We start from the raw sequence: 19,010 nt of genomic DNA, 5'->3' as shown, positions 1-19,010 counted from the left end.
GCCTAAAGTTCGGGGTTTTACATACCTGCGTCAAGTGATTCGGGGTTTTAAATACCGAAACCGAGATTCGGGGTTTTAAATACCGAGATTCGGGGTTTTAAATACCGAGATTCGGGGTTTTAAATACCAAACCGAAGAAAAACCCAGAAATTCAGTTTTTATATCAATGTGTTAAATGGATGTTAGAATCGCTTAACACAGAATCTAACACCTATTTAACACCTCCTCTAACCATCTGATCTGTGGATAACTCACAAACCTCAAAAATTTCCAATCAAATTCAACCCAAACACCGCCTCTTGGGGGCTACGCCCCCGCCGGCTCGCGGCCTACCGCCGCCCCGATCGCGCACAGCGCGATCTCCCACCCGGCATCCCCCTGCTCGCCCTTTCAGGGCTGCGCTAAACAGACACGCCTACAGCGCGAAATCATAATTTGACAATACGTTCCCGCATCGTCTCTCTACCAGCACCTTCCTCACCCGCGTCGGCGCCTTTGGCGCCCTACGGGGCTCCCGCTCCGCGCTCGCCCGACGCCTGTAACATCAGAAGAACTAGGCAAAACCGTAATCTGCTCAAGACACAGCAGAGTTCAGACGATCATTCAGCAGCTCACGTGTCGCAACATGCCCGCCCGACGCCACTGGAAGGCCGTACAGACGTTATCAGGTGTCGTGGCTGTTTATAGGTCTGTAACGGGTAGTGGGCTCTGCACGGCCTTCCAGAACGCTTCTCTAAATGGGGACGTCACATAAAACGGGCACAGATATACGCTAAGCATTTTGGGCATCGGAAACGCCGATCTTTTGGCGCAGCGGCCGCAGCGTTCCGCCCGTTGTGCTGGCGTCCGTCCAGAGGTAGTCGCCCGTAAGATTGATGTGCTGCCAACCCAGCGGCGACAAGTGCTGGAGCAAGTCGGGCGGGATTTGTTTCCCATGTCGCTCCAGATGGCGCAGTACCGCCTCCATGTAGGTCGTGTTCCACAGGACAATGGCTCCGGCGACCAGATTGAGGGCGCTTGCCCGGTGTCCCTGGGCCTGAATCCCATGGTCGCGAATCCGGCCGGTGCGGTGAAAGAAGATCGCCCGCTTGAGGGCGTTCTGCGCCTCGCCCTTGTTCAGCTCACGTGTGGCGCGGCGCCGTTCTTCCGGCTTTTCGATCCAATCGAGGGTGAAAAGCGTCCGTTCGACCCGACCGACCTCGCGCAGCGCCAGGGCCAGACCGTTGGCGCGCGGATAGGAGCCGAGGCGCTCGAGCATCGTGGACGCACTCGTGACGCCGGTCCGGATCGACGTCGCAAGGCGGACAATATCTTCCCAGTGACTGGCAATAAGCTGCTCATCGATGGCTTGCGCGGCCAGCGGGGCGATGGCCGGACCGGGCCGCGCATCACGAAAGAGATGGAGCCGCCGCGCGGCGATGTTCGGAATCCGCGGTGCGAACTGAAAGCCCAGCAGATGGCACAGCGCGAAAACGTGATCGGACACGCCGCCGCCGTCGGTGTGATGACGTTCGATCGCCAGTTCGGCACCGTGATGCAACAGGCCGTCAAGGACGTGCGCAGCCTCACTCGCGCCGGCGGAAATCACCTTGGCGTGAAATGGCGCATAGCGATCCGAAACATGGGTGTAGAAGGAAACTGATGGTTCGCTGCCCTTGTGCGGATTGACGGCACCGGTCGCCTGGGCGCGGCGATCGAGCGGAAAATTTTGGCCATCGGAACTCGACGCATTGCCGGCGCCGAACGCGTTTGAAAGTGGCAGGCGATGCTGGGCATCGACCAACATCGCCAAGGCAGCGCCGTAGCTATCTTCGCGCAAATGCCAGGCTGCAAGCCAACCGAGTTGGCGCTGGCTCACCAGATCGCAGGCCTCGGCCATGCGGGCGTGCCCAAGATTGGTGGCATCGGCAAGCACTGCGGTCAGGACGGCACGGGGATCATCGTGCATTCGGCCGGTTGTGAGATGGGTGAAGCATTTCGAAAAACCGGTCCAGCGGTCAACCTCCGCCAACAGGTCAGTAATGCGGATAGTCGGCAGATGGCTATACAAGGGCGCAAGGGCCATTTCAGCTTCGTCTGGCGTGACGGCCCGAAGCGGCGATATCCGCAGCTTGCCGCCCGAGAGACGTACATCTTCGAGTGCATCGGCCGCTGCCTTTGCATCGACCTCGGCCAGTCTCTGGGTGAGCAGGGCCTTGCGTTCCGCTAGCCAAGTCGCGGCGGTTTCGGCGACCGGGATGGGCAGTGGCCCCGCCGCCCGCATGGCAGCGAACACAGGCGCGGAAATAAGCTGCTGCTCAACCGCTCTATATCGCCGGCTGCCCTCGACCCACATGTCGCCGGCGCGCAGCCGGTCTCGCAATTCGGTAAGAACACAGAATTCGAAGATGCGACGGTCAAGACCGGCTCGGTCGATCCGCCGACGCCAGGCGGGGCGCACGAAGCCGAGCGGGACACCCACGGGCAATTTGCGCAGCCGCCCACTGCCCAGATCGCGCATCGTAGCGATGGCACGAGCAAGGCCCGAGCAGGCAGGAACTGCGCCGAAGGTGAAGCTGGCGACAAAGGCCGGACCGATCTGACGGAGGATCGGAAGGTTGGATCGCGCAAGCTCGACAGGATCGAGCGGATCGGGACGCACAAGTTGCCTAGCCTCCGCGATTTCGGAGCCGAGGTCATCCCACCCGATTATCTCTGCAATGGCGCCGAAAGGATCCGAGCCGTTTGCCCTTGCGTCGATGATCGCGGTTCCGAGGCGGGCCAGCAGGCGGATTTTGCCGTTGATGGTGCGCTTGTCGCGTTTCAACGCCGCCTCTTCCCGGCGTTCGGCGCGCCGGAACATCTGTCCGATCAGTCGTTCGAACATTACCACGGCATCGTCGGTCAGGGCCACCTGCATTTCGATGACGGTGGCGACCAGAACAGCCCGACGACGGATCGGGTTCAGGACGGAAAGATGTTGCGCGGTAACCGAATACCTCGCGCAGCGTGTCGAGTTGCTCGTACCGGGTGGGGCCGCGCGTGGCATAGCCTGCAAGTAGGTCCGGCGCGATGCCGAGCTGATCCCCGACGAACCTGAGAGGAGCATCGGGAATGAATTCGCCGGGCTTCAGCAGCCGGCCGGGATATCGCAAAGCGCAGAGCTGAAGTGCAAAACCGAGACGGTTGTGGGGACGCCTTCGGCTTGTGATGGCGCGCAGATCGTCGGCACCGAGCGTCCAATACCGCACCAGGTCGGCTTCGTTTTCGGGCAAGGCGAACAACTCGGCATGTTGCGCCTCGGTCAGGACAGAACGGCGGGGCATCTGCTCAGGCCTTGGCTGGCCCCGTCCAGCCAATCCGATCGAGCGTGCCGATGAGGGTAGATCGGGGCACCTTAAAGGACCGGCACACTGACGCCTTGCTTGCACCAGCATTGAGTGCATCCGTGATCTGCTCGATCGTTTCCGCGTCGATGCTAGGTGGACGCCCCCCGTGCCGACCGCGCCGCCGAGCTGCGGCCAAACCCGCCATCACCCGTTCGCGCGTGAGCGCGCGTTCATATTGAGCAAGCGCGCCGAAAAACGAAAACAGCAATTCTCCATGGGGCGTCGACGTGTCCATCTGCTCCGTAAGTGATCGGAACGCCACGCCCCGGTCTTTCAGGTCGGTAATGATCGTCAGAAGGTTGGCCAGGGATCGCCCGAGGCGGTCGAGCTTCCAAACGATCAGCGTGTCGCCATGCTTCAGGTATTCCAGGCAAGCCTTCAACCCGGGGCGATCGTCCCGGGCGCCCGATGCTTTGTCGGAAAAGAGATGGCGCTCATCGACGCCGGCGGCGATGAGAGCATCGCGCTGCAGGTCGACAGACTGGCGATCGTCGACCGATGAGACACGCATGTACCCGATGAGCATGTGCGACAAACCTCTAAATTGATGTTGTCGCACACTAGATCAAAGCGACAGGGTTTGTCGTGCATAATCGGCCATCGTCATCGGGTTGCAGTCTGTTCGCGCCGCCGCCTGTCGACAAACATGTGATTTCCGCCAGGGTGGCTAGGCAGCTCCCGACAAAAATAGGAGGTTCCCTGGGCGTGTACGAATGTGAAATCGGCCATCCGCCAGTTCAGCCCATGAATGCGGCAGGACCGATGCAGCAGGACGTCCCGCTGCATCGGCGTCCGTTCAGGCAAGCTGGTTGCGAATATCCATGCGGTCGAAGTGCGCCCGCTTTTCGATGATCTTGCCGTCCTTCAGAGTCAGCAACATCAGCAACGAAAAGCGAAGCTTCTTCCCGGTCGCCGGGACTCCTTGATGCAGTCCGCTGTGAATGCCTTGGAAGACGAGATAGGCGGCGACCTTGTCGCCTTCGGCGATCAATTCGACAATGGGCATGGTCCAGTCGTCGAAGGCGTCGAAATTCTGCTTCTCCGACGCCACGAACCCTTCGACCCCGTGATGAGGCGTGTCCATCTGATGGTAGAACTTGAGGTCGGAGTGGCAATATTGCGCGAGAAGGTCGAATTCCCGGCGGTTGATCGCGTCGTAGAATGCCTGGACGACGGCCTTGTTTGCTTCGGTGGTCATAATCTGTCCTTTCAGAATGAATAGGCTTCGCCGTCGGCCGGCACGAGCACGCGGTCGGCAAGATCGTGCTCCGCGACGAAGGCATTGAGCTCGGCGCGCGTCAGCACGGCGTGGTTGACGGCCTCGAGATGGCTCGCGATCACGGTCGCGAAGGGCGCGGCATCATGGGCGCGCTTCACGTCTTCCTTGCCCATGATGATCGGATCGAGCCCCGGAATCTGCGCGTCGCCGGCATTGAGGATGATGATGTCGGGCCGCGCGTCGGCCAGGACCTCCTCGACCGACGCGTTCCAGACGGTGTCGCCGGCAAGGTAGAGCGTCTTCTCGCCTTCGGCCGTGAACAGCACGCCGCAGACCTCGCCGAGCACTTCCCCGGCGGCGGCCATGGTCGCGTCCGATCCGTGCTGGCCGGCGGTGCGGGTCAGGCTGACGTTCTTGAAGCCGGGTTCGTCGGCCAGGTTGCGGACGTCCGCGAAGCCTTGGCTGCGGAACAGTTCGGCGTCCGCCTCGTCCCGCGCGAAGAGCGGCAGGTGCTTGGGCACGAGAGCGACCGCAGCCTCGTCCCAGTGATCGGGATGGCTATGAGTGACGATGACTGCATCGACATCGAGAATCTCGCTCATCGGCGTGGCGAGTTCGACCCGCGGATTGCGGATGTGGCTGTTCATCGTGCCCTCGAAGCCCGGATAGGTATCTTTCGCCGCGAGATAGGGATCGATGAGGAAGCGCTGGCCGCCGTAATCGATGCGCAGCGTGGCGTTCCGGATCTGTCTGACTTGCATTTTACGTCTCCTTGTTGAGGACCAATTGGTCCAAAATGATCAAAAAAAGGGGGCTCAGCTATCGAGCAGGATTTCGATCTGCCTGATTGCGGTCCGCAGGAAATCGCCGTCGGCGAACGAGCGCGCCATCACCTGCATCCCGGGGAAGAGGATGGTCAGCAGCCGCGCGAGTTCGTTGGGCGGCCGCCGGGTCGCGACCGAGCCGTCCGTCTGACCGCGGGCAATCGCGGTGGCCAGAATGGTTTCGATGGTCGCGAAGTCCTGCCGCACCCGCTCCCGCACCTCGGGGTCATGCGGGGCGAGTTCGACGGCCTCGTTGATGCTCATGCACCCTTCGAACCCCTCCGCCCGGGCATCCTCGACGATCTTCTCGAAAAAGGCCAGAATGCCCGCGCGGGCATTGCCGTCACCGGTCACGCGCCGCATTTCTGCCTCCCGCTCGGCCCGATAGTTGTCGAAGGCGGACAGCATGAGCTCGTGCTTGCTGCCGAACGTCGCATAGAGACTGCTCTTGCTCAGCCCGGTCGCAGCCAACAGATCGCTGAGCGAGGTCGCCACGAAACCCTTCTGCCAGAAGAGCTTCATGGCTTTGTTCAAGACCTGCTGCTTGTCGAACTCTTGCGGCCTGGCCACGATCGTTATCCCTGCAATGGCATGCTGTGGGAGGGTGTATAGTCATTTAGGACCGTTTAGTCCAGAAAAATATTCCGCTATGTTTCAGTCAGTTACGAAATTTCGATTATTGACCTGGCTCGCTCGTTGTTAGGCTAGGCTCGAACGGTCTGAAAACGTGGTTAAAACGAAACCTGACACTTAGGGTCACGGTCGCGACCAACGGCTTTATCGCAGAGCAGGTCATTTGCGGTCTTGCGCGGCAAACAGGTGTTTTCCGACGCCTTCAAGCCTTAGCGTATATCTGTGCCCCTTTTATGTGACGCCCCCTAAATGATCTGGCCAAGATCACCCCATTGGGTAATGGCCTTCACTGGCCTCGCCTTGATGCCGATAAGCATGATGGTTGCTGAAACCGGAAATAGTTATTACATTGGTAATAACATTGAGGAGATTCACCATGGTCGAGCTGAAAGTACGAAAATTCGGGAACTCACTCGGGGTCGTGCTGCCCAAGGAAGTGATTTCACGGCTGAACACCCAGGACGGTGCGCCCCTGTATCTGACCGAAGCACCAGACGGCGGCTATCGGCTCGTACCCTATGATCCTGACTTCGAAACCAAAATGACAAAGGCTGAGGATATTATGCGGCGCTACCGTGATACGCTGCATGTTCTGGCGCAATGACAACCTTTGTCTGGATAGACGAACGGGATGCCCTGATCCTGCATGACCGGCTGTTGGGGCTGCATGGTGGCGCTTCCGGCGTACGGGATGCAGGTCTTCTGAAATCCGCGCTTGCCCGGCCACAGCAGCATGCGGCCTATGCGGATCCGCTGGATCCAGTGCATCTGGCGGCCGTCTATACGGCGGGTATCGTCAAAAACCATCCCTTCATCGATGGGAACAAGCGCACGGGCTTTGTGCTCGGTGTGCTGTTTCTGGAACTCAACGGCTATCGTTTCACGGCAGCCCAGGAAGATGCAGCAAATGCGGTTCTCGCGCTGGCAGCAGGTCAGATGGACGAACTGGGCTATGCGGCATTCCTGACCGCCAATGTCGCATCCGAAAAGGTATGACAGTAGGCGAGGAACGCGATGAGTGTGCTTTTTTTTGTTTCCTGAGGCGGTCCTGGCGACATTTGCCTTGATGGACCAGACTAATATGACTAAGTCTTTTTGAGTAAACTCAGGAGGTTTTCGCCATGCGCACGGTCAACATCCACGAAGCCAAGACCCATCTGTCCCGGCTGATTGACGCGGCCATGAAAGGGGAAAGCTTCATCATTGCCAAAGCTGGCCGACCGATAGTGCGGGTCAGTCCGATTACGGCTCCTGAAGAACAACAGCAACGCCGTCTGGGGTTTCTGGCTGGAAAAATCCGGGTGCCCGAAGATTTTGATCGCATGGGGCAGGACGACATTGTGTCTCTGTTCAACGGTCCGGCATGAAGCTCCTTCTGGATACCCATCTGCTGCTTTGGGCGGCCGGAGAGCCAGATAAGCTGTCAGCACGGGCGAGAGCATTGATGGACGATCCGGGCAATGATCTGGTCTTCAGTGCGGCCAGTCTCTGGGAGATCACCATTAAGACCGGGCTGGGACGGGCAGACTTCCAGGTCGATCCTCACCTGCTGCGACGCGGTCTGATCGAAAACGGTTATGAGGAGTTACCGATCACCAGCCAGCATGCCCTAGCGGTGGGACAACTGCCAGATGTGCATCGGGACCCTTTTGACCGTATCCTGGTAGCTCAGGCCATGGTGGAAGGAGTGCTTCTGCTGACCCATGATCCGCTGGTAAAGGCTTATCCTGGTCCGATCGAAGCCGTCTGAAGGATGTCTTACATCTCTTGCAGATGTTTCTCAGCCTACCTCGTCATCCGTTACTTTTTCACGTCCTCTAACGTGGGTTCACTCAGCGACCAGCAGCGTGATGTCGGGACATTCTGATCTGTTCCCGGCGTCGGGGCCGTCAGAACGCAGAGCACGGTCTGCTTCTGCCGGGTCAGGGTGAAAAGGGCTCCTGAGCCGCCATAATCCGCTGTAGTCGTAATTCGATAGTCTTTGTTCAACAGGCTCGCCAGAGAGTCCGGGACTGGCTTCAGCGTTGTTGGAACGGCCAGAGGACTATAGGGCGATTTAACCCCAGACTGAGGCAGCCAGTCTCCTGTGGTCCGGGCAAAGCCTGAAGCCGGTAAAAGAAGGAGCGTCAGGGCCATGAAAATCGGCGACAGTTGTTTCATGATGATGTCTCCTGTTCAGATCCAGAGCAGCCTGCGGGTCTCCATCAACGCGCGCAGTTTCTCACGTTTGCTTTCCGGCAGGAATGTTCAGTCGAGGCTGAACGGCTTCAGGAACTCTACAGGCGTCGTTTCAAGCGCCTGCGCCAGTTCATACAGCGTCACGACTGTTGGGTTGCGGTGACCGCGCTCCAGACCGCTCAGATACTGCTGGCTGAACCCGGAGCGTTCTTCCACCTGCTCCTGGGTCAGCCCTTTCTCCTGCCTCAGGCGGGCAAAATTCTTCCCGACAAGTCGTTTCATGTCCATGCATGGGACCGTGACGACTTACACACTATAAGTTTATCAACTATAATATGTAATCATTCATTCCCTCGCATTTCCTCTCTCCTGCCAGGAAGACATCCATGCCGCAGCCACGCCAGAAAACCGTCAATCTCAATGTGAAAGTCACGGAGACAACCATCCGGGCATTGAGCCGGACAGCCGCTCTTCGGGACACAACCCAGAAAGAGGTGCTGATGCGGGCCATGCTTAAGGCCGGTATCGAAGTCGATCCTCAGGATCTTGGGGAAAAACGCACGGTTCCCTGGCACGAACGTCCATAACAGAGAGCTTTTCCTCTCTCCTGCCTGTTCTGGCAGGCTGTTTGCTGTGTCTCTGAGGAAAAAGCGTAGAGGCTCAGGACACTAGGGGATGTCCTGAGCCTTGGGGCAAGCGGTTGGGGCCGCTCTGAAGTCACCCGCTGAGTAGTCGTCTGTAGGCTAAGGGTGGGGAGATTGTCTTTTTCGCGAGGCATCTCTCCATCCGTTTTCCAGTATGAAAATTTCTCTGGCCCCGGGTCAAGTCAGATGTGCGGAAGGCACGTTTCCCTCATTCGCATTGAGGAACTTCCTATTATAAAGTTGCGAAGCTCATTTTTATCGGGAGTTTCTAATTTATATGATGTTGCGGAACCGTGAGTTATCATGTTTTATCGAACATATCCGACCGTTTTCGTGAGTTTTCGAGATGCCACTGGAAACTGCGGTTTCTGGGATTGAGTGAAGGTGAGAGATGCATATCCCGGTGCACAAGACATCCGTTATGCAGGCCCTTCAGAGTGCCGTGGCCCGTGGATATGTCTGGCATGTCTCCGGGGTTGTCGCGGCCGAGAAATTTCTGGCGCTCCAAGAGAAATTTGCAGAGCGTTATGACACGGGACTGTCCCGCTGGCAGCGGTGCCGTCAGCGTAGGCAGGGCGCGGCCGGTGTGCGTTTCTTTGCCTATCCTGAACAGGGAACGACGCGTTTCCTATGGTGGCTTCTGTTTACCGAGGGCGAGAATGCGGCCTTTCAGCAGGAGCATGGACGCCGGAAGGTTTCAGAGAGAAAAGGTCGGCTGTGCTGGGGAACGGAGTTCGAGCTGGTGCAGCTTCCGACCCCGAATGGGAAAGTGTCCTGGTCCTGGCGGATGACCCGGGAGCGTGTACAGGCGTGGCAGGAAGAGATACAGGCCGCGATCCGGACCACACGGGATGACGATGCCATCAAGGCTGTCATGGCGCGTCTGGTGCGACTTCCAGGGTTCAAGGGGGTGCGGCAGCAGGTTTTTGAACTGCATCGTTTTGCAAAAGATGACTGGGGGCGGATCAGGCGGAAGGCAAAGTCCTGGGAACCACCGGCACGCCCGGGTTACGTGCGCTTCCGGTCTGATGAGATCATTCCTGCAGCGCAGGTCGTGCAGCGGTTGCTTGTGGGGAAAGCTCCTTTCGAGAAAGAGTCTGCTATTTCGGAACAGGGGATACCTGAGGGGAAAATAATGCCCGTTGTGAACGGAGATTGTCAGAAAGGCTTACCTATAATACCCCGTGGGCGGGATGCCTGTCGGGTGCTGCTGATCCGGGAAGAGGAGCACATCCGGACATTTATCGCGGAACGCTGGTCGTATGAGTCCATTCGGCTTTGGCTCTTGGACCGGTATGGGGCGGCGTTCGATATTCCGTTACCAGCGTTTCGTGAACGGGTCAGGCGTGCTCTCCAGATCAAGATCGTGCCTACGACGAAAGGCACGGCAGGAGCCATTCAGGCTGTTCCGGTTCTTGGTCAGGCAAAAGAGAATAAGAGTGAGACAGGGAAAGAACGACGTCTGACCTGGGAGGAAAGGCGGGCAGGGGGCTTTCCTGGAAGCGGGACGAATGTTGTTCATCGTAAGAAGCCAAGAAGGAATGAGATTTATTGATATAAGATAATAATTTACTTCATGACATTGATGTATAATTCCTAATATATCTTCAGTATTATTTTTAAGTTAAATTAAGTGCGATATGATGGCACGATAATTTGCTGAAAATTCTGGATTGTAGTAGGTATTCCAAGGGGCTGATGGCTCATGTTGATACGGAACTAATGGTAATGGCGCTTCAAAACACACTTAGAAAAAGCAATGTTGTGGCGTTCAAGAAGCCGACAGTCTCGGTTATAGAATGCAAAGACAACCTTGATTTTATGCGGGCGCAAAAAAAAGCTAGCATGCATCTTATTGTTACATCACCTCCGTACAATATTGGGAAGCCTTATGAAAAAAGAACCTCTCTGGATATTTACATAGAAAATCAAGCAGCGACTATTGCTGAAGCAGTAAGATTGTTGCATCCGAAAGGGTCTATTTGCTGGCAGGTTGGAAATCACGTTGATGATGGAGAAGTATTTCCACTCGATGTTATTCTTTACCGTATATTCAAGGATCATGGTCTTCGTCTGCGAAACCGGATTGTTTGGACGTTTGGGCATGGCTTGCATTGCCAAAAGCGTTTTTCAGGCCGTCATGAGACTATACTGTGGTTTACGAAAGACGGGGATTATACGTTCAATTTAGATCCAGTTCGAATTCCTTCGAAATATCCAGGGAAGAAGCATTTTAAAGGACCGAATAAAGGGCAGTTTTCTGGAAATCCATTGGGAAAAAATCCTTCTGATGTATGGGATATACCAAACGTAAAGTCCAATCATGTCGAGAAAACAGATCATCCATGTCAGTTTCCTGTTGGATTGGTAGAACGATTGGTACTTGGGTTGACTAATCCCGGTGACAACGTCTTGGATCCATATCTTGGTGTTGGTTCCAGCGCGATTGCGGCTTTGAAAAATGGGAGAAATGCCTATGGCTGTGATATCACTGAAGAATACGTGAATATCGCTCTTGACCGTATTATGCAGCTTGAGACTGGCACTTTAAGGACGCGGCCAATGAACAAGCCAATATATGAGCCTCCTGTGCGAGAAAATTGATGCAATTTGCTGAAGCCTATTCTCATCACAACGGCCGCGATCAGTGGGCCCAGAGAGAACTCGATGAATGGCTCACGGATGTCTTTCAAAAGCCAGATCTTGCAGTTGGCCCTGGTTCGACTACGGCAATTCGAGATCATGTAAAATCAGAGCTTGCAGCTGAGGGGTGGCCTTTTGATGTAAAGATTGATCAAAGCTTCGACCTAACAGTCTTTGGCGTAAAAGACGATCTCTCTTTTCATTTGCAGACGGGTAATGCGAGCCGGGCGCCTTACGATCTTCTAAAGCTTCAGTATCTTTGGAGTATCCGCCGCATTGAGGCGGCGGCGTTAGCTCTGCCTACGAAGCTAGCGGCCAACCGTATTGGCAGTAATATAGCCAGCTTTGAGCGTATCATGAGTGAGCTACGGCTTTTCGATAGAACGATCACAGTGCCGATCTTCCTGATCGGATTTGAATAAGAGGGGGATCCGCGTGGCATATAGCGTAAAGATAGAGCCAGCTCACGTTCGGGAAGTGGTAATCGCCGAATTGGCGGCGAATTCAAATAAAACAGAGCCATTTTATGAATATCAGAGCCGAGCGCATGATCTTCCCATCGTCCATGCTCCGATAGGTATTCCGATTTATCGGATGGCCAATTTTCGGACCCGTACGGCCCAGCAGGCTTATATTCGTCGCGAAGGTAAGCCTGCTGACTATTTCTCTATCGGTGAAGAAAACGAAGCCGCGCAGCAGCGGCAGCATGAATTCCTGCTAAAATTTGCCAATGAGGGAAGGAAGGGTTCAATCACGCCTATTATTGACGTGCTCAAGGGTGAGCGGCAGCGTCAACCAATTCTCATCACTAGGCGAGGTGTGGTAGTGAACGGTAATCGCCGCCTTGCGGCGATGCGTAGTCTCTACGACGAGGACTCTAATCTTTATCGCGAATTTTCGACTGTAAAATGCCAAGTCCTTCCTGCAACGGCGACGGAAAAAGAGATTGTTGAAGTCGAGGTGCGCTTGCAGATGAAACAGCGCACAGAGTTAGATTATGACTGGATTAATGAGTGTATTGCCGTAAGGGAACTACGGGATAGTGGCCTGACGATGAAAGAGCTCATGGCCTTAATGAATAAAAAAAAGATCGAAATTGAAGATTCAATTAACGCCTTGACTGAGGCCGACCTTTATCTCGCTGAGTGGCAGAGTCGTCCTAATGATTATGAAGCGATTGACGACGCTAAACAGCTCTTCTTTGACATCGCCGAAAACGTGAAATCTAAAACAGGAGAGGGGCAGGAAGTTAGTCGTCGCATTGCGTGGCTGCTTGCTGATCGTCGCCGGACCCTGAAGCGACGCGTTTACGATTTCAAGCCGATGTTTGGCAAAAAGTCTGACGAGGTGGCTGCCAAGCTTGCAGAACGTTTTTCTGTTGAACTGGATGATAGTGGTTCAGATGATATGGAGGAAGATGATGACTTTTCCATCGATCTCGGAGGTGAGACAGGTCCGACATTCAGGCCGTTGATTTCCCTTCTCGATGATCCAACACGTCGTGATGAAGTTGCCGTAGAGCTCATAGATGTTTGTGAAGACATCATTGAGATCGAACGTGATAGGCGTGACGGGCAAATGCCGTTAAACTTGATTCAGCAAGCGAATGGTAAGCTAGCTGAAGTGGATATGACTCGGGCGGACGCAGGCAGTTTAAACGCGATCGGGAAACAACTGGACGCTGTACAGGCCCATGTTGAGGGCTTGCGTGGATTTCTCGAACGACAGCGTTCGGAAACCCAAGCCATAACGGAATAATCCATGGATGGAGATGCCGCTCAAGGACGCTTGGCTATTGTGGTCCAATATAATGAAGAGAACCGGCGCGGCGTCCTCCTAATCGATGTTCCTACGACGAATACGATATGGGAGCGGCTCAAGCAGGCTGCTTCCCAGAGTGCTGCTGATGCCCGTATTACCGAGACAAGGATCGAGTTGGGTTGGGTTGCCTTGCTCGATATATTGCGTGACTTTGGAACCCGAGATACGCAGCGTATTTTTAATTACCGATTCCGACCAGAGGTAGAGGCAAAGGTTAAGATTGAGGCTTTTGCCGAGGCTCGGCGAAAGGTTCAGGAGGCGCAAGGCAGCTTAACACTTACAGTTTCGGAGGAGGAGGTAAGAAGCAGACTGCATGCCGCTGGCTTTAAGCGAGAGCTAAAATGGTTTCAGATGCGGGATATCCGGCATCTTCTTGCCCTTCAGAATGGAGCGAATTTTTCTGTCCCCGGTGCGGGTAAAACGACCGTGGCTTTTGCTCTGCATCTTCTTACTAATCAGCCCGGACAACATGTCCTGGTCGTTTGTCCCAAGGCCGCTTTCCCAGCGTGGAGCGATATTGTTGCTGACACCATGGATACTGCTAGTCTGGATACGGAAGGGTTCCACGTCCTGAGTGGCAGCGGCCATGCGATCGAAGCTGCTTTGTCATCGGGTCGTCGTCGGTTTGTCATAAACTACGACCTTCTAATTCAGCACCCTACTGTGATCAGTGCCTACCTTGCGCGTCAGGCTGTTCATCTAATTGTTGATGAGTCGCACCGCATGAAGGCTGGCGAAGCTTCGCAGAGGGGCGCCTTGCTACTTAGTTTAGCGCCGCTACCTATTCGGCGTGATGTGTTGAGTGGGACGCCTATGCCTCAGGCGCCATCCGACCTGATCTCCCAGCTTAACTTCCTTTGGCCTGGGCAGGGGTTAGGTTTGGAAATAAGCCGAGGCACACCGCCCCGGGAGGTAATTAGTAGCCTCTATGTCCGGACTACTAAGGAGGAGTTGGGACTTCCTCCACGTTACACGCATTTCCATCAGGTGAGTATGGGGCGTGGCCAGCTAGCTTTATACGGTCTCGTCCGCAGCGAATCTCTGCGCCAGCTTAGTAATATCAGGTCCGGTGTTATCGATTTTGCTGGAGCTCGGAAGTCTGTGATGCGTTTACTTCAGCTTTCCACCAATCCCCTATTAGCCCTTCGTGGGATTACCGCTGACATTGCTGGAATTAATTCCGGCCTAGTTGACCAAGTTGTAGAAGATGGTCCTTCGCCGAAGATGCTTGCTGTTGCAGCCAAAGCGCGCGAACTCGCTCTAAATGGACGCAAATCAGTCATCTGGACTATTTTTACCGATACGATTGAGCAGATGCGGCTCATGCTAGCGGACCTCAATCCGGTTACCTTGTATGGAGCCATTCCTTCCGGAGACGCATCTGATCCCGAAACCCGAGAAGGACGCCTACGACGCTTTCACAATGACGGCGATTGCATGGTAATGATCGCGAACCCCGCTGCTGCTGGTGAGGGCATAAGCTTACACACTGTTTGTCATGAAGCTCTCTATCTCGATCGTAGTTACGTCAGCACGCACTTTCTACAGTCGATTGACCGCATTCACCGTCTCGGATTGAGCTCGGATATTGTGACCAACGTCCATATTTTTCAGACACGTGCACCACAGGGTTTGGGATGTATTGATCATTCTGTCAGTCGTCGTTTGGCAACAAAAGTCAGGGCTATGCAACACCTCCTAGATGACCGCGATCTGCACCAGATTGCAGTCGATGAAGAAAACGCGGAGGAGCCTATAGAATATGACGTGGACCTTCAGGATATTGTCGATCTCGTCGAAGAGTTGGAAGGGCGTGCTCACTTCGATGAAAATGAGGGGGGATAGTGGACGAAGAACGCCTTCTCTCGATGAGTGCCTTCGAAGCGGCCTATCTTATTCGGTCTTTTAGAGAGAAAAAACCTAATCTCAGCGCAGTCGAAATTGTAGTTATGGTTAAAGCTATTAGAGCTGATTTCTATCCGCATGACTTTGAAGCTGGTATTGTGATTGAAGGCAAGATACCTTCAATCAGTTTAATGACAGAAGAAATATTTTTTACCAGTGCGATCAATGGGATAATCGCAGAGCGACGGCCTCTCTGGGCACGTCTTGCACCGGCAGGTCGAAGTCATGTGCTTCAAGCGATCAGTGTTAACGGTATGCAGTGCCTCCGAGCAGCAGGTCTGCTGGGTACAGGGGCACGAGTAACTGACTGGTGGGATGCTTTGGCAGCTGCTTACCGTGGCGAACGTGATGCTAGGCTTCTCGCACAAGGTAGAGTCGGTGAGCGTTTATCTCTCACATACGAAACTGAACGTCTGAGGCAGGAGGGTATCGCGCGAGACCCAGTTTGGGTGGCGCTCGACGACAACACTGTGGGATATGATATCCTTTCCTACGCCGTACATGGCGAAAATGAAGTGAGCAGGCTGATAGAGGTAAAGACGACGCTGTCGGATACGCCGCGAATGATACTATCTCGAAATGAGTGGAAGACTGCCGATCAGTTCGGTGCCGCCTTCCAATTCCATTTATGGAGTTTGCCAGCAGGTTTGCTGAAAATTCTCTCTGTCGAGGAAATCAGGCGGCATATTCCCGTTGATAACGGTCTGGGAACTTGGGAAAGTGTCGAAATCAAGTTCGATAGCGATCATCTTTCTACATCATGTTGAAAGATCATTGTGCGTTATCAGATAGGAAATATTTCAGGTATCCGTCTTCTCCCCATTGGTATTGCGCTGCTTTGGTACCGCCATCAATGTTACGTCTAAAATATGTCCCAATAAAATTATAGTCTAATTGGGACAAGCCGGAGCCACGGTGTATCAAGGGCTACATGGTGGTTTTTCCGGGAGGGTTCAAATGGGACAGCGCGCGGTCATCTACTGCCGGGTTTCCACGGCTGATCAGTCATGCGTGCGCCAGAAAGACGAGCTGAAGCGGTTTGCCGAACGCGCGGGCTATGAAGTGTCTGGCATCTTTATGGAGACAGGATCTGGCGTCCGGGTGGATCGAGCCGAGCGTCGAAAGGTCATGGCCTTGGCCCAGGCCCGTGAAATTGACGCCATTCTGGTGACGGAGCTGTCCCGCTGGGGGCGCTCGACCATTGATCTCATCTCCACGCTTCAGGAGCTGGAGAGCTATCGTGTTTCCCTGATCGCCATAACGGGGATGACGTTTGACCTGGCGACGCCGCATGGACGGATGCTGGCGACAGTTCTAGCCGGGATTGCGGAGTTCGAACGGGATCTGATCAGCGAGCGGGTGAAGTCTGGTCTGGCCGCTGCCAGGGCGCGCGGGAAGGTTCTCGGCCGACAGAAAGGAGAGCGGCCGAAGTCTGACCGTCTGGCTCCGAAGGTTCTGGCGCTGGTGGCTGAAAAGCGGAGTTATCGGTGGATCGCCCGCGATCTGGGAATCAGCAAGAACACTGTCGCTGCCATTGTGCAAAGGGAAAGATAACACGTCATCATGTTTATATGTTAACACAAAAACATGATCGCATTCCATAGGTGCTAACGGCATCGATCTGAGGCATGAGAAATGTTTGGTTCGATTAAATCGGCGGGTTTTTTGAGGGAGATATTGAGTTATCAAAATAACATGGTAATTAGTTAATGTGTTAACACGGAAACATGGTGGCATGAAAACAATCGCGATCATTAGTCAGAAGGGAGGCGCTGGGAAGACGACGCTTGCCCTACACTTGGCTACTAGTGCCAGTGCCGCTGGATACGTTTCTCTGATCCTCGATACCGATCCGCAGGCGACTGCAAGTTCATGGAAAGCGTGGCGGGGAGATGTCGAGCCTGATGTAGTGGATTGTGCGGCTCACGCCTTGTTATCAAGAAAGCTAGAACAAGCGTCCGAACTGGGCGCAGAACTATCGATAATAGATACCCCACCACATGCCGATATTATGGCGCGTGAGGCGTGTCGTGTCGCTGATTTCTTGTTAATTCCATGCAGACCACGTGCTTTCGATATGGACGCTGTTAGAACAACGGCGGAGCTTGTGCGAGCCAGCGGCAAGCCTGCCTTCGTGATTTTTACTGCGGGTCCTCCTCGTGCGCCCCAAGTTTATAAGGAGGCGGCCGAGGTTGTGGCGCAGTTTGGTATCCCTGTTGCTCCTGTTGTTTTGCCCGAGCGTGCAGTTTTTCATCACAGCGTTGGTTCCGGTCGGACCGCGCAGGAAGCAGAGCCGGAAAGCAAGGCTGCTGCTGATATAGCACTGTTGTGGAATTGGGTATGTGATCAAGTTAACATGCCATCACACAAACAAGATGACACAAAATCACGTTAGCACTTTTCTAAGTTAAGGATATACGGCATGAGTCGGTTTGCTGGTCTCAAAAAAACGGTCGCGCCATCGGTTGTGGAACCGGCAGCGCAGACGGTGGTAGAGAAAGCCCGCCCACGCAATCCAAGAGAAGGTAAGCGGGCTGTGGTGGGGTATTTTTCCCCAGCAGTTAGTAAGGGATTACATCAACTTGCGCTTGATACCGATACAACTATTCAGGGTTTGATCGGGGAGGCCATTGATGACTTGATGCGTAAGCACGGTCGTCATCCTTTTGGAGAGCGCTGACTATCTATTTAGATAGACTATGCTTGTATATTTGTACAATCAGGGTTGACCACGCTTAGCAAACCACGTCTCGCAGAATTTGATGAAATGCCGCTCAGGGTTCTTCGGAGCGATCTCGTTATCACCCAGCCACATGCGCCATTCTCTTTCGAGATGATGCACATCCCACCCTGGCGCGATGTTCCGAGCGTCCCCGTAAATATCAGGATCGAGCGCACCCATCCAAGCCTCGGCTACTGGCTCGGCAGCTTTCATTGTGCCGCGATTGATGAATGTTACCATGTCTTTCTGAGGATCGAATTCGACACGGTAATCCGGTAGATGATCGCTTGCAGCGAGGTTCTTTATCATCTGTCGGAATAATTTTTCTGGGCTTTGAGAGCCTGATTTTTTCAGTAGGATCTCAAGAGAGGCTTTCCATACCGCTTGCTGACCGCAATGTTTGCGGGCGAGTTCATAAACGCGTCGTTCCAGCGGTTTGCGTAGCCGGAAATAATCACGATGCAGTGTCAGAACATCATTGCTCTTAATTGCGTTAAAGACCCAATCCGACAGCTTGATCTCGCAATGCAATAGGCGACCGTCGAGGCCAAGTTTGCGGCGGATGGATGAAGCGTCGATCAGGCCAAAACCGTCCACCTGTTCTTCGTCGCCTGTGACAATGTTAGTGCGGATACGTGTGCCTTCAAGGCGGTCGAGGGCTTCGATAAGGGCTTTGTAGTCCTTACCTGCCGTTCCGCGATTGGTGAAGATGAGTAAGTCACGGCTGCTGATCCGCACCCGTTGCGATACTTTCTCCCCGGCCTTTAGTTTCGCCATGATCTGCGAAATACAGTAAATCAGAATATCCTTATCGTAGATTGTAGCAAGGCCCTTCACGCTTGGCGTGATTTCCAGCCATTGCCCGTTATGTTCATAGCGACGAACGGAAGTCTCGGGTTTTTTCGACAGGGAATAGAACGGATGCTCCATTTGCGGCATCACGTCCTTAAGCACGGCATCTGCCACGTCGCAGATGAATAAGTCATGCTGCGGATGACGCTCCGGCAGGAGGGCCTCATGGACAACAGGCAGATTCGGGGTTTCAGATACCAT

The 19,010-nt window shown here is 54.5% G+C and carries 21 protein-coding genes and 2 pseudogenes; 15 read left to right on the top strand and 8 right to left on the bottom strand.

From position 1 onward, the window contains the following. Positions 1–772 precede the first annotated feature (772 nt). From J2D75_RS13550 to J2D75_RS13530, 5 genes and pseudogenes are all read right to left on the bottom strand, one after another. Positions 773–3,305 (bottom strand): annotated as a pseudogene (locus tag J2D75_RS13550) (Tn3 family transposase). 4 nt (positions 3,306–3,309) lie between these two features. Continuing rightward, positions 3,310–3,894, bottom strand: coding sequence for a recombinase family protein (locus J2D75_RS13545; RefSeq protein ID WP_040133501.1), 585 nt, complete (start codon positions 3,892–3,894; stop codon positions 3,310–3,312). 270 nt (positions 3,895–4,164) lie between these two features. Further along, complete coding sequence (locus tag J2D75_RS13540; RefSeq protein ID WP_040133499.1) at positions 4,165–4,566, bottom strand: ester cyclase; 402 nt, start codon at positions 4,564–4,566, stop codon at positions 4,165–4,167. A gap of 11 nt (positions 4,567–4,577) precedes the next feature. Beyond that, positions 4,578–5,348 (bottom strand): MBL fold metallo-hydrolase, encoded by a 771-nt coding sequence (locus tag J2D75_RS13535; RefSeq protein ID WP_040133497.1) that lies wholly within the window; start codon positions 5,346–5,348, stop codon positions 4,578–4,580. 54 nt (positions 5,349–5,402) lie between these two features. Beyond that, positions 5,403–5,981 carry a TetR/AcrR family transcriptional regulator gene (locus J2D75_RS13530; RefSeq protein ID WP_040133494.1) on the bottom strand — a complete coding sequence of 193 codons (579 nt, stop codon included), beginning with the start codon at positions 5,979–5,981 and terminating at the stop codon, positions 5,403–5,405. A gap of 308 nt (positions 5,982–6,289) precedes the next feature. On the opposite strand from J2D75_RS13530, the pseudogene J2D75_RS14725 reads away from it, so the two are divergent. The 5 genes and pseudogenes from J2D75_RS14725 to J2D75_RS13510 form a co-directional block, all read left to right on the top strand. Continuing rightward, a pseudogene (locus J2D75_RS14725) lies at positions 6,290–6,355 on the top strand (DUF2442 domain-containing protein); the annotation flags it as partial. Between the two features lie 65 nt (positions 6,356–6,420). After that, positions 6,421–6,648 (top strand): AbrB/MazE/SpoVT family DNA-binding domain-containing protein, encoded by a 228-nt coding sequence (locus J2D75_RS13525; RefSeq protein ID WP_019088712.1) that lies wholly within the window; start codon positions 6,421–6,423, stop codon positions 6,646–6,648. Then, the gene (locus tag J2D75_RS13520; RefSeq protein WP_207855335.1) at positions 6,645–7,040 is read left to right on the top strand and encodes a type II toxin-antitoxin system death-on-curing family toxin; all 396 of its coding nucleotides are present in this window, start codon (positions 6,645–6,647) and stop codon (positions 7,038–7,040) included. The genes J2D75_RS13525 and J2D75_RS13520 overlap by 4 nt, the downstream gene beginning before the upstream one ends. Positions 7,041–7,165: 125 nt before the next feature. Beyond that, entirely contained in the window at positions 7,166–7,411 is a 246-nt protein-coding gene (locus J2D75_RS13515; RefSeq protein WP_207855334.1) for a type II toxin-antitoxin system Phd/YefM family antitoxin, read from the top strand. Next, positions 7,408–7,794: a type II toxin-antitoxin system VapC family toxin gene (locus J2D75_RS13510; protein WP_207855333.1), complete on the top strand. Its 387-nt coding sequence runs from the start codon at positions 7,408–7,410 to the stop codon at positions 7,792–7,794. The genes J2D75_RS13515 and J2D75_RS13510 overlap by 4 nt, the downstream gene beginning before the upstream one ends. Before the next feature lie 50 nt (positions 7,795–7,844). Here J2D75_RS13510 and J2D75_RS13505 read toward each other — a convergent pair whose 3' ends face one another. Then, positions 7,845–8,204: a hypothetical protein gene (locus tag J2D75_RS13505; RefSeq protein WP_207855332.1), complete on the bottom strand. Its 360-nt coding sequence runs from the start codon at positions 8,202–8,204 to the stop codon at positions 7,845–7,847. An 87-nt stretch (positions 8,205–8,291) separates the two neighbouring features. After that, positions 8,292–8,510, bottom strand: a complete 219-nt coding sequence (locus tag J2D75_RS13500) for a helix-turn-helix domain-containing protein (RefSeq protein ID WP_061928844.1) — start codon at positions 8,508–8,510, stop codon at positions 8,292–8,294. Between the two features lie 98 nt (positions 8,511–8,608). On the opposite strand from J2D75_RS13500, the gene J2D75_RS13495 reads away from it, so the two are divergent. From J2D75_RS13495 to J2D75_RS13450, 10 genes are all read left to right on the top strand, one after another. Beyond that, positions 8,609–8,809 (top strand): hypothetical protein, encoded by a 201-nt coding sequence (locus J2D75_RS13495; protein WP_062021114.1) that lies wholly within the window; start codon positions 8,609–8,611, stop codon positions 8,807–8,809. Positions 8,810–9,287: 478 nt separating this feature from the next. After that, entirely contained in the window at positions 9,288–10,421 is a 1,134-nt protein-coding gene (locus tag J2D75_RS13490; protein WP_207855331.1) for a hypothetical protein, read from the top strand. Between the two features lie 173 nt (positions 10,422–10,594). Beyond that, positions 10,595–11,470 (top strand): DNA-methyltransferase, encoded by an 876-nt coding sequence (locus J2D75_RS13485; RefSeq protein WP_062021137.1) that lies wholly within the window; start codon positions 10,595–10,597, stop codon positions 11,468–11,470. After that, entirely contained in the window at positions 11,470–11,931 is a 462-nt protein-coding gene (locus J2D75_RS13480) for a restriction endonuclease (protein ID WP_062021120.1), read from the top strand. The genes J2D75_RS13485 and J2D75_RS13480 overlap by 1 nt, the downstream gene beginning before the upstream one ends. 13 nt (positions 11,932–11,944) lie before the next feature. Next, positions 11,945–13,267 carry a hypothetical protein gene (locus J2D75_RS13475; protein ID WP_207855330.1) on the top strand — a complete coding sequence of 441 codons (1,323 nt, stop codon included), beginning with the start codon at positions 11,945–11,947 and terminating at the stop codon, positions 13,265–13,267. 3 nt (positions 13,268–13,270) lie between these two features. Further along, complete coding sequence (locus J2D75_RS13470) at positions 13,271–15,175, top strand: SNF2-related protein (RefSeq protein WP_207855329.1); 1,905 nt, start codon at positions 13,271–13,273, stop codon at positions 15,173–15,175. Beyond that, positions 15,175–16,002 carry a DUF3883 domain-containing protein gene (locus J2D75_RS14665; protein WP_062021131.1) on the top strand — a complete coding sequence of 276 codons (828 nt, stop codon included), beginning with the start codon at positions 15,175–15,177 and terminating at the stop codon, positions 16,000–16,002. The genes J2D75_RS13470 and J2D75_RS14665 overlap by 1 nt, the downstream gene beginning before the upstream one ends. 190 nt (positions 16,003–16,192) lie before the next feature. Continuing rightward, positions 16,193–16,789, top strand: coding sequence for a recombinase family protein (locus J2D75_RS13460; protein ID WP_035382374.1), 597 nt, complete (start codon positions 16,193–16,195; stop codon positions 16,787–16,789). 181 nt (positions 16,790–16,970) lie between these two features. Further along, the gene (gene parA, locus J2D75_RS13455) at positions 16,971–17,630 is read left to right on the top strand and encodes a ParA family partition ATPase (RefSeq protein WP_141354454.1); all 660 of its coding nucleotides are present in this window, start codon (positions 16,971–16,973) and stop codon (positions 17,628–17,630) included. 27 nt (positions 17,631–17,657) lie between these two features. Then, the gene (locus tag J2D75_RS13450) at positions 17,658–17,915 is read left to right on the top strand and encodes a ribbon-helix-helix domain-containing protein (RefSeq protein ID WP_010505208.1); all 258 of its coding nucleotides are present in this window, start codon (positions 17,658–17,660) and stop codon (positions 17,913–17,915) included. A 39-nt stretch (positions 17,916–17,954) separates the two neighbouring features. On the opposite strand, the gene J2D75_RS13445 is transcribed toward J2D75_RS13450, so the two are convergent. Beyond that, positions 17,955–19,010, bottom strand: a 1,056-nt coding sequence (locus tag J2D75_RS13445; protein WP_207855328.1) for a replication initiator protein A, incomplete at its 5' end; no start/stop codon positions are given.

Origin of the sequence: Acetobacter suratthaniensis (assembly GCF_017377745.1) — a bacterium.
GTDB lineage: Bacteria > Pseudomonadota > Alphaproteobacteria > Acetobacterales > Acetobacteraceae > Acetobacter > Acetobacter suratthaniensis.
The sequence above is the reverse complement of the archived record's forward strand: the minus strand, read 5'-3'. Positions and strand labels throughout refer to the sequence as shown.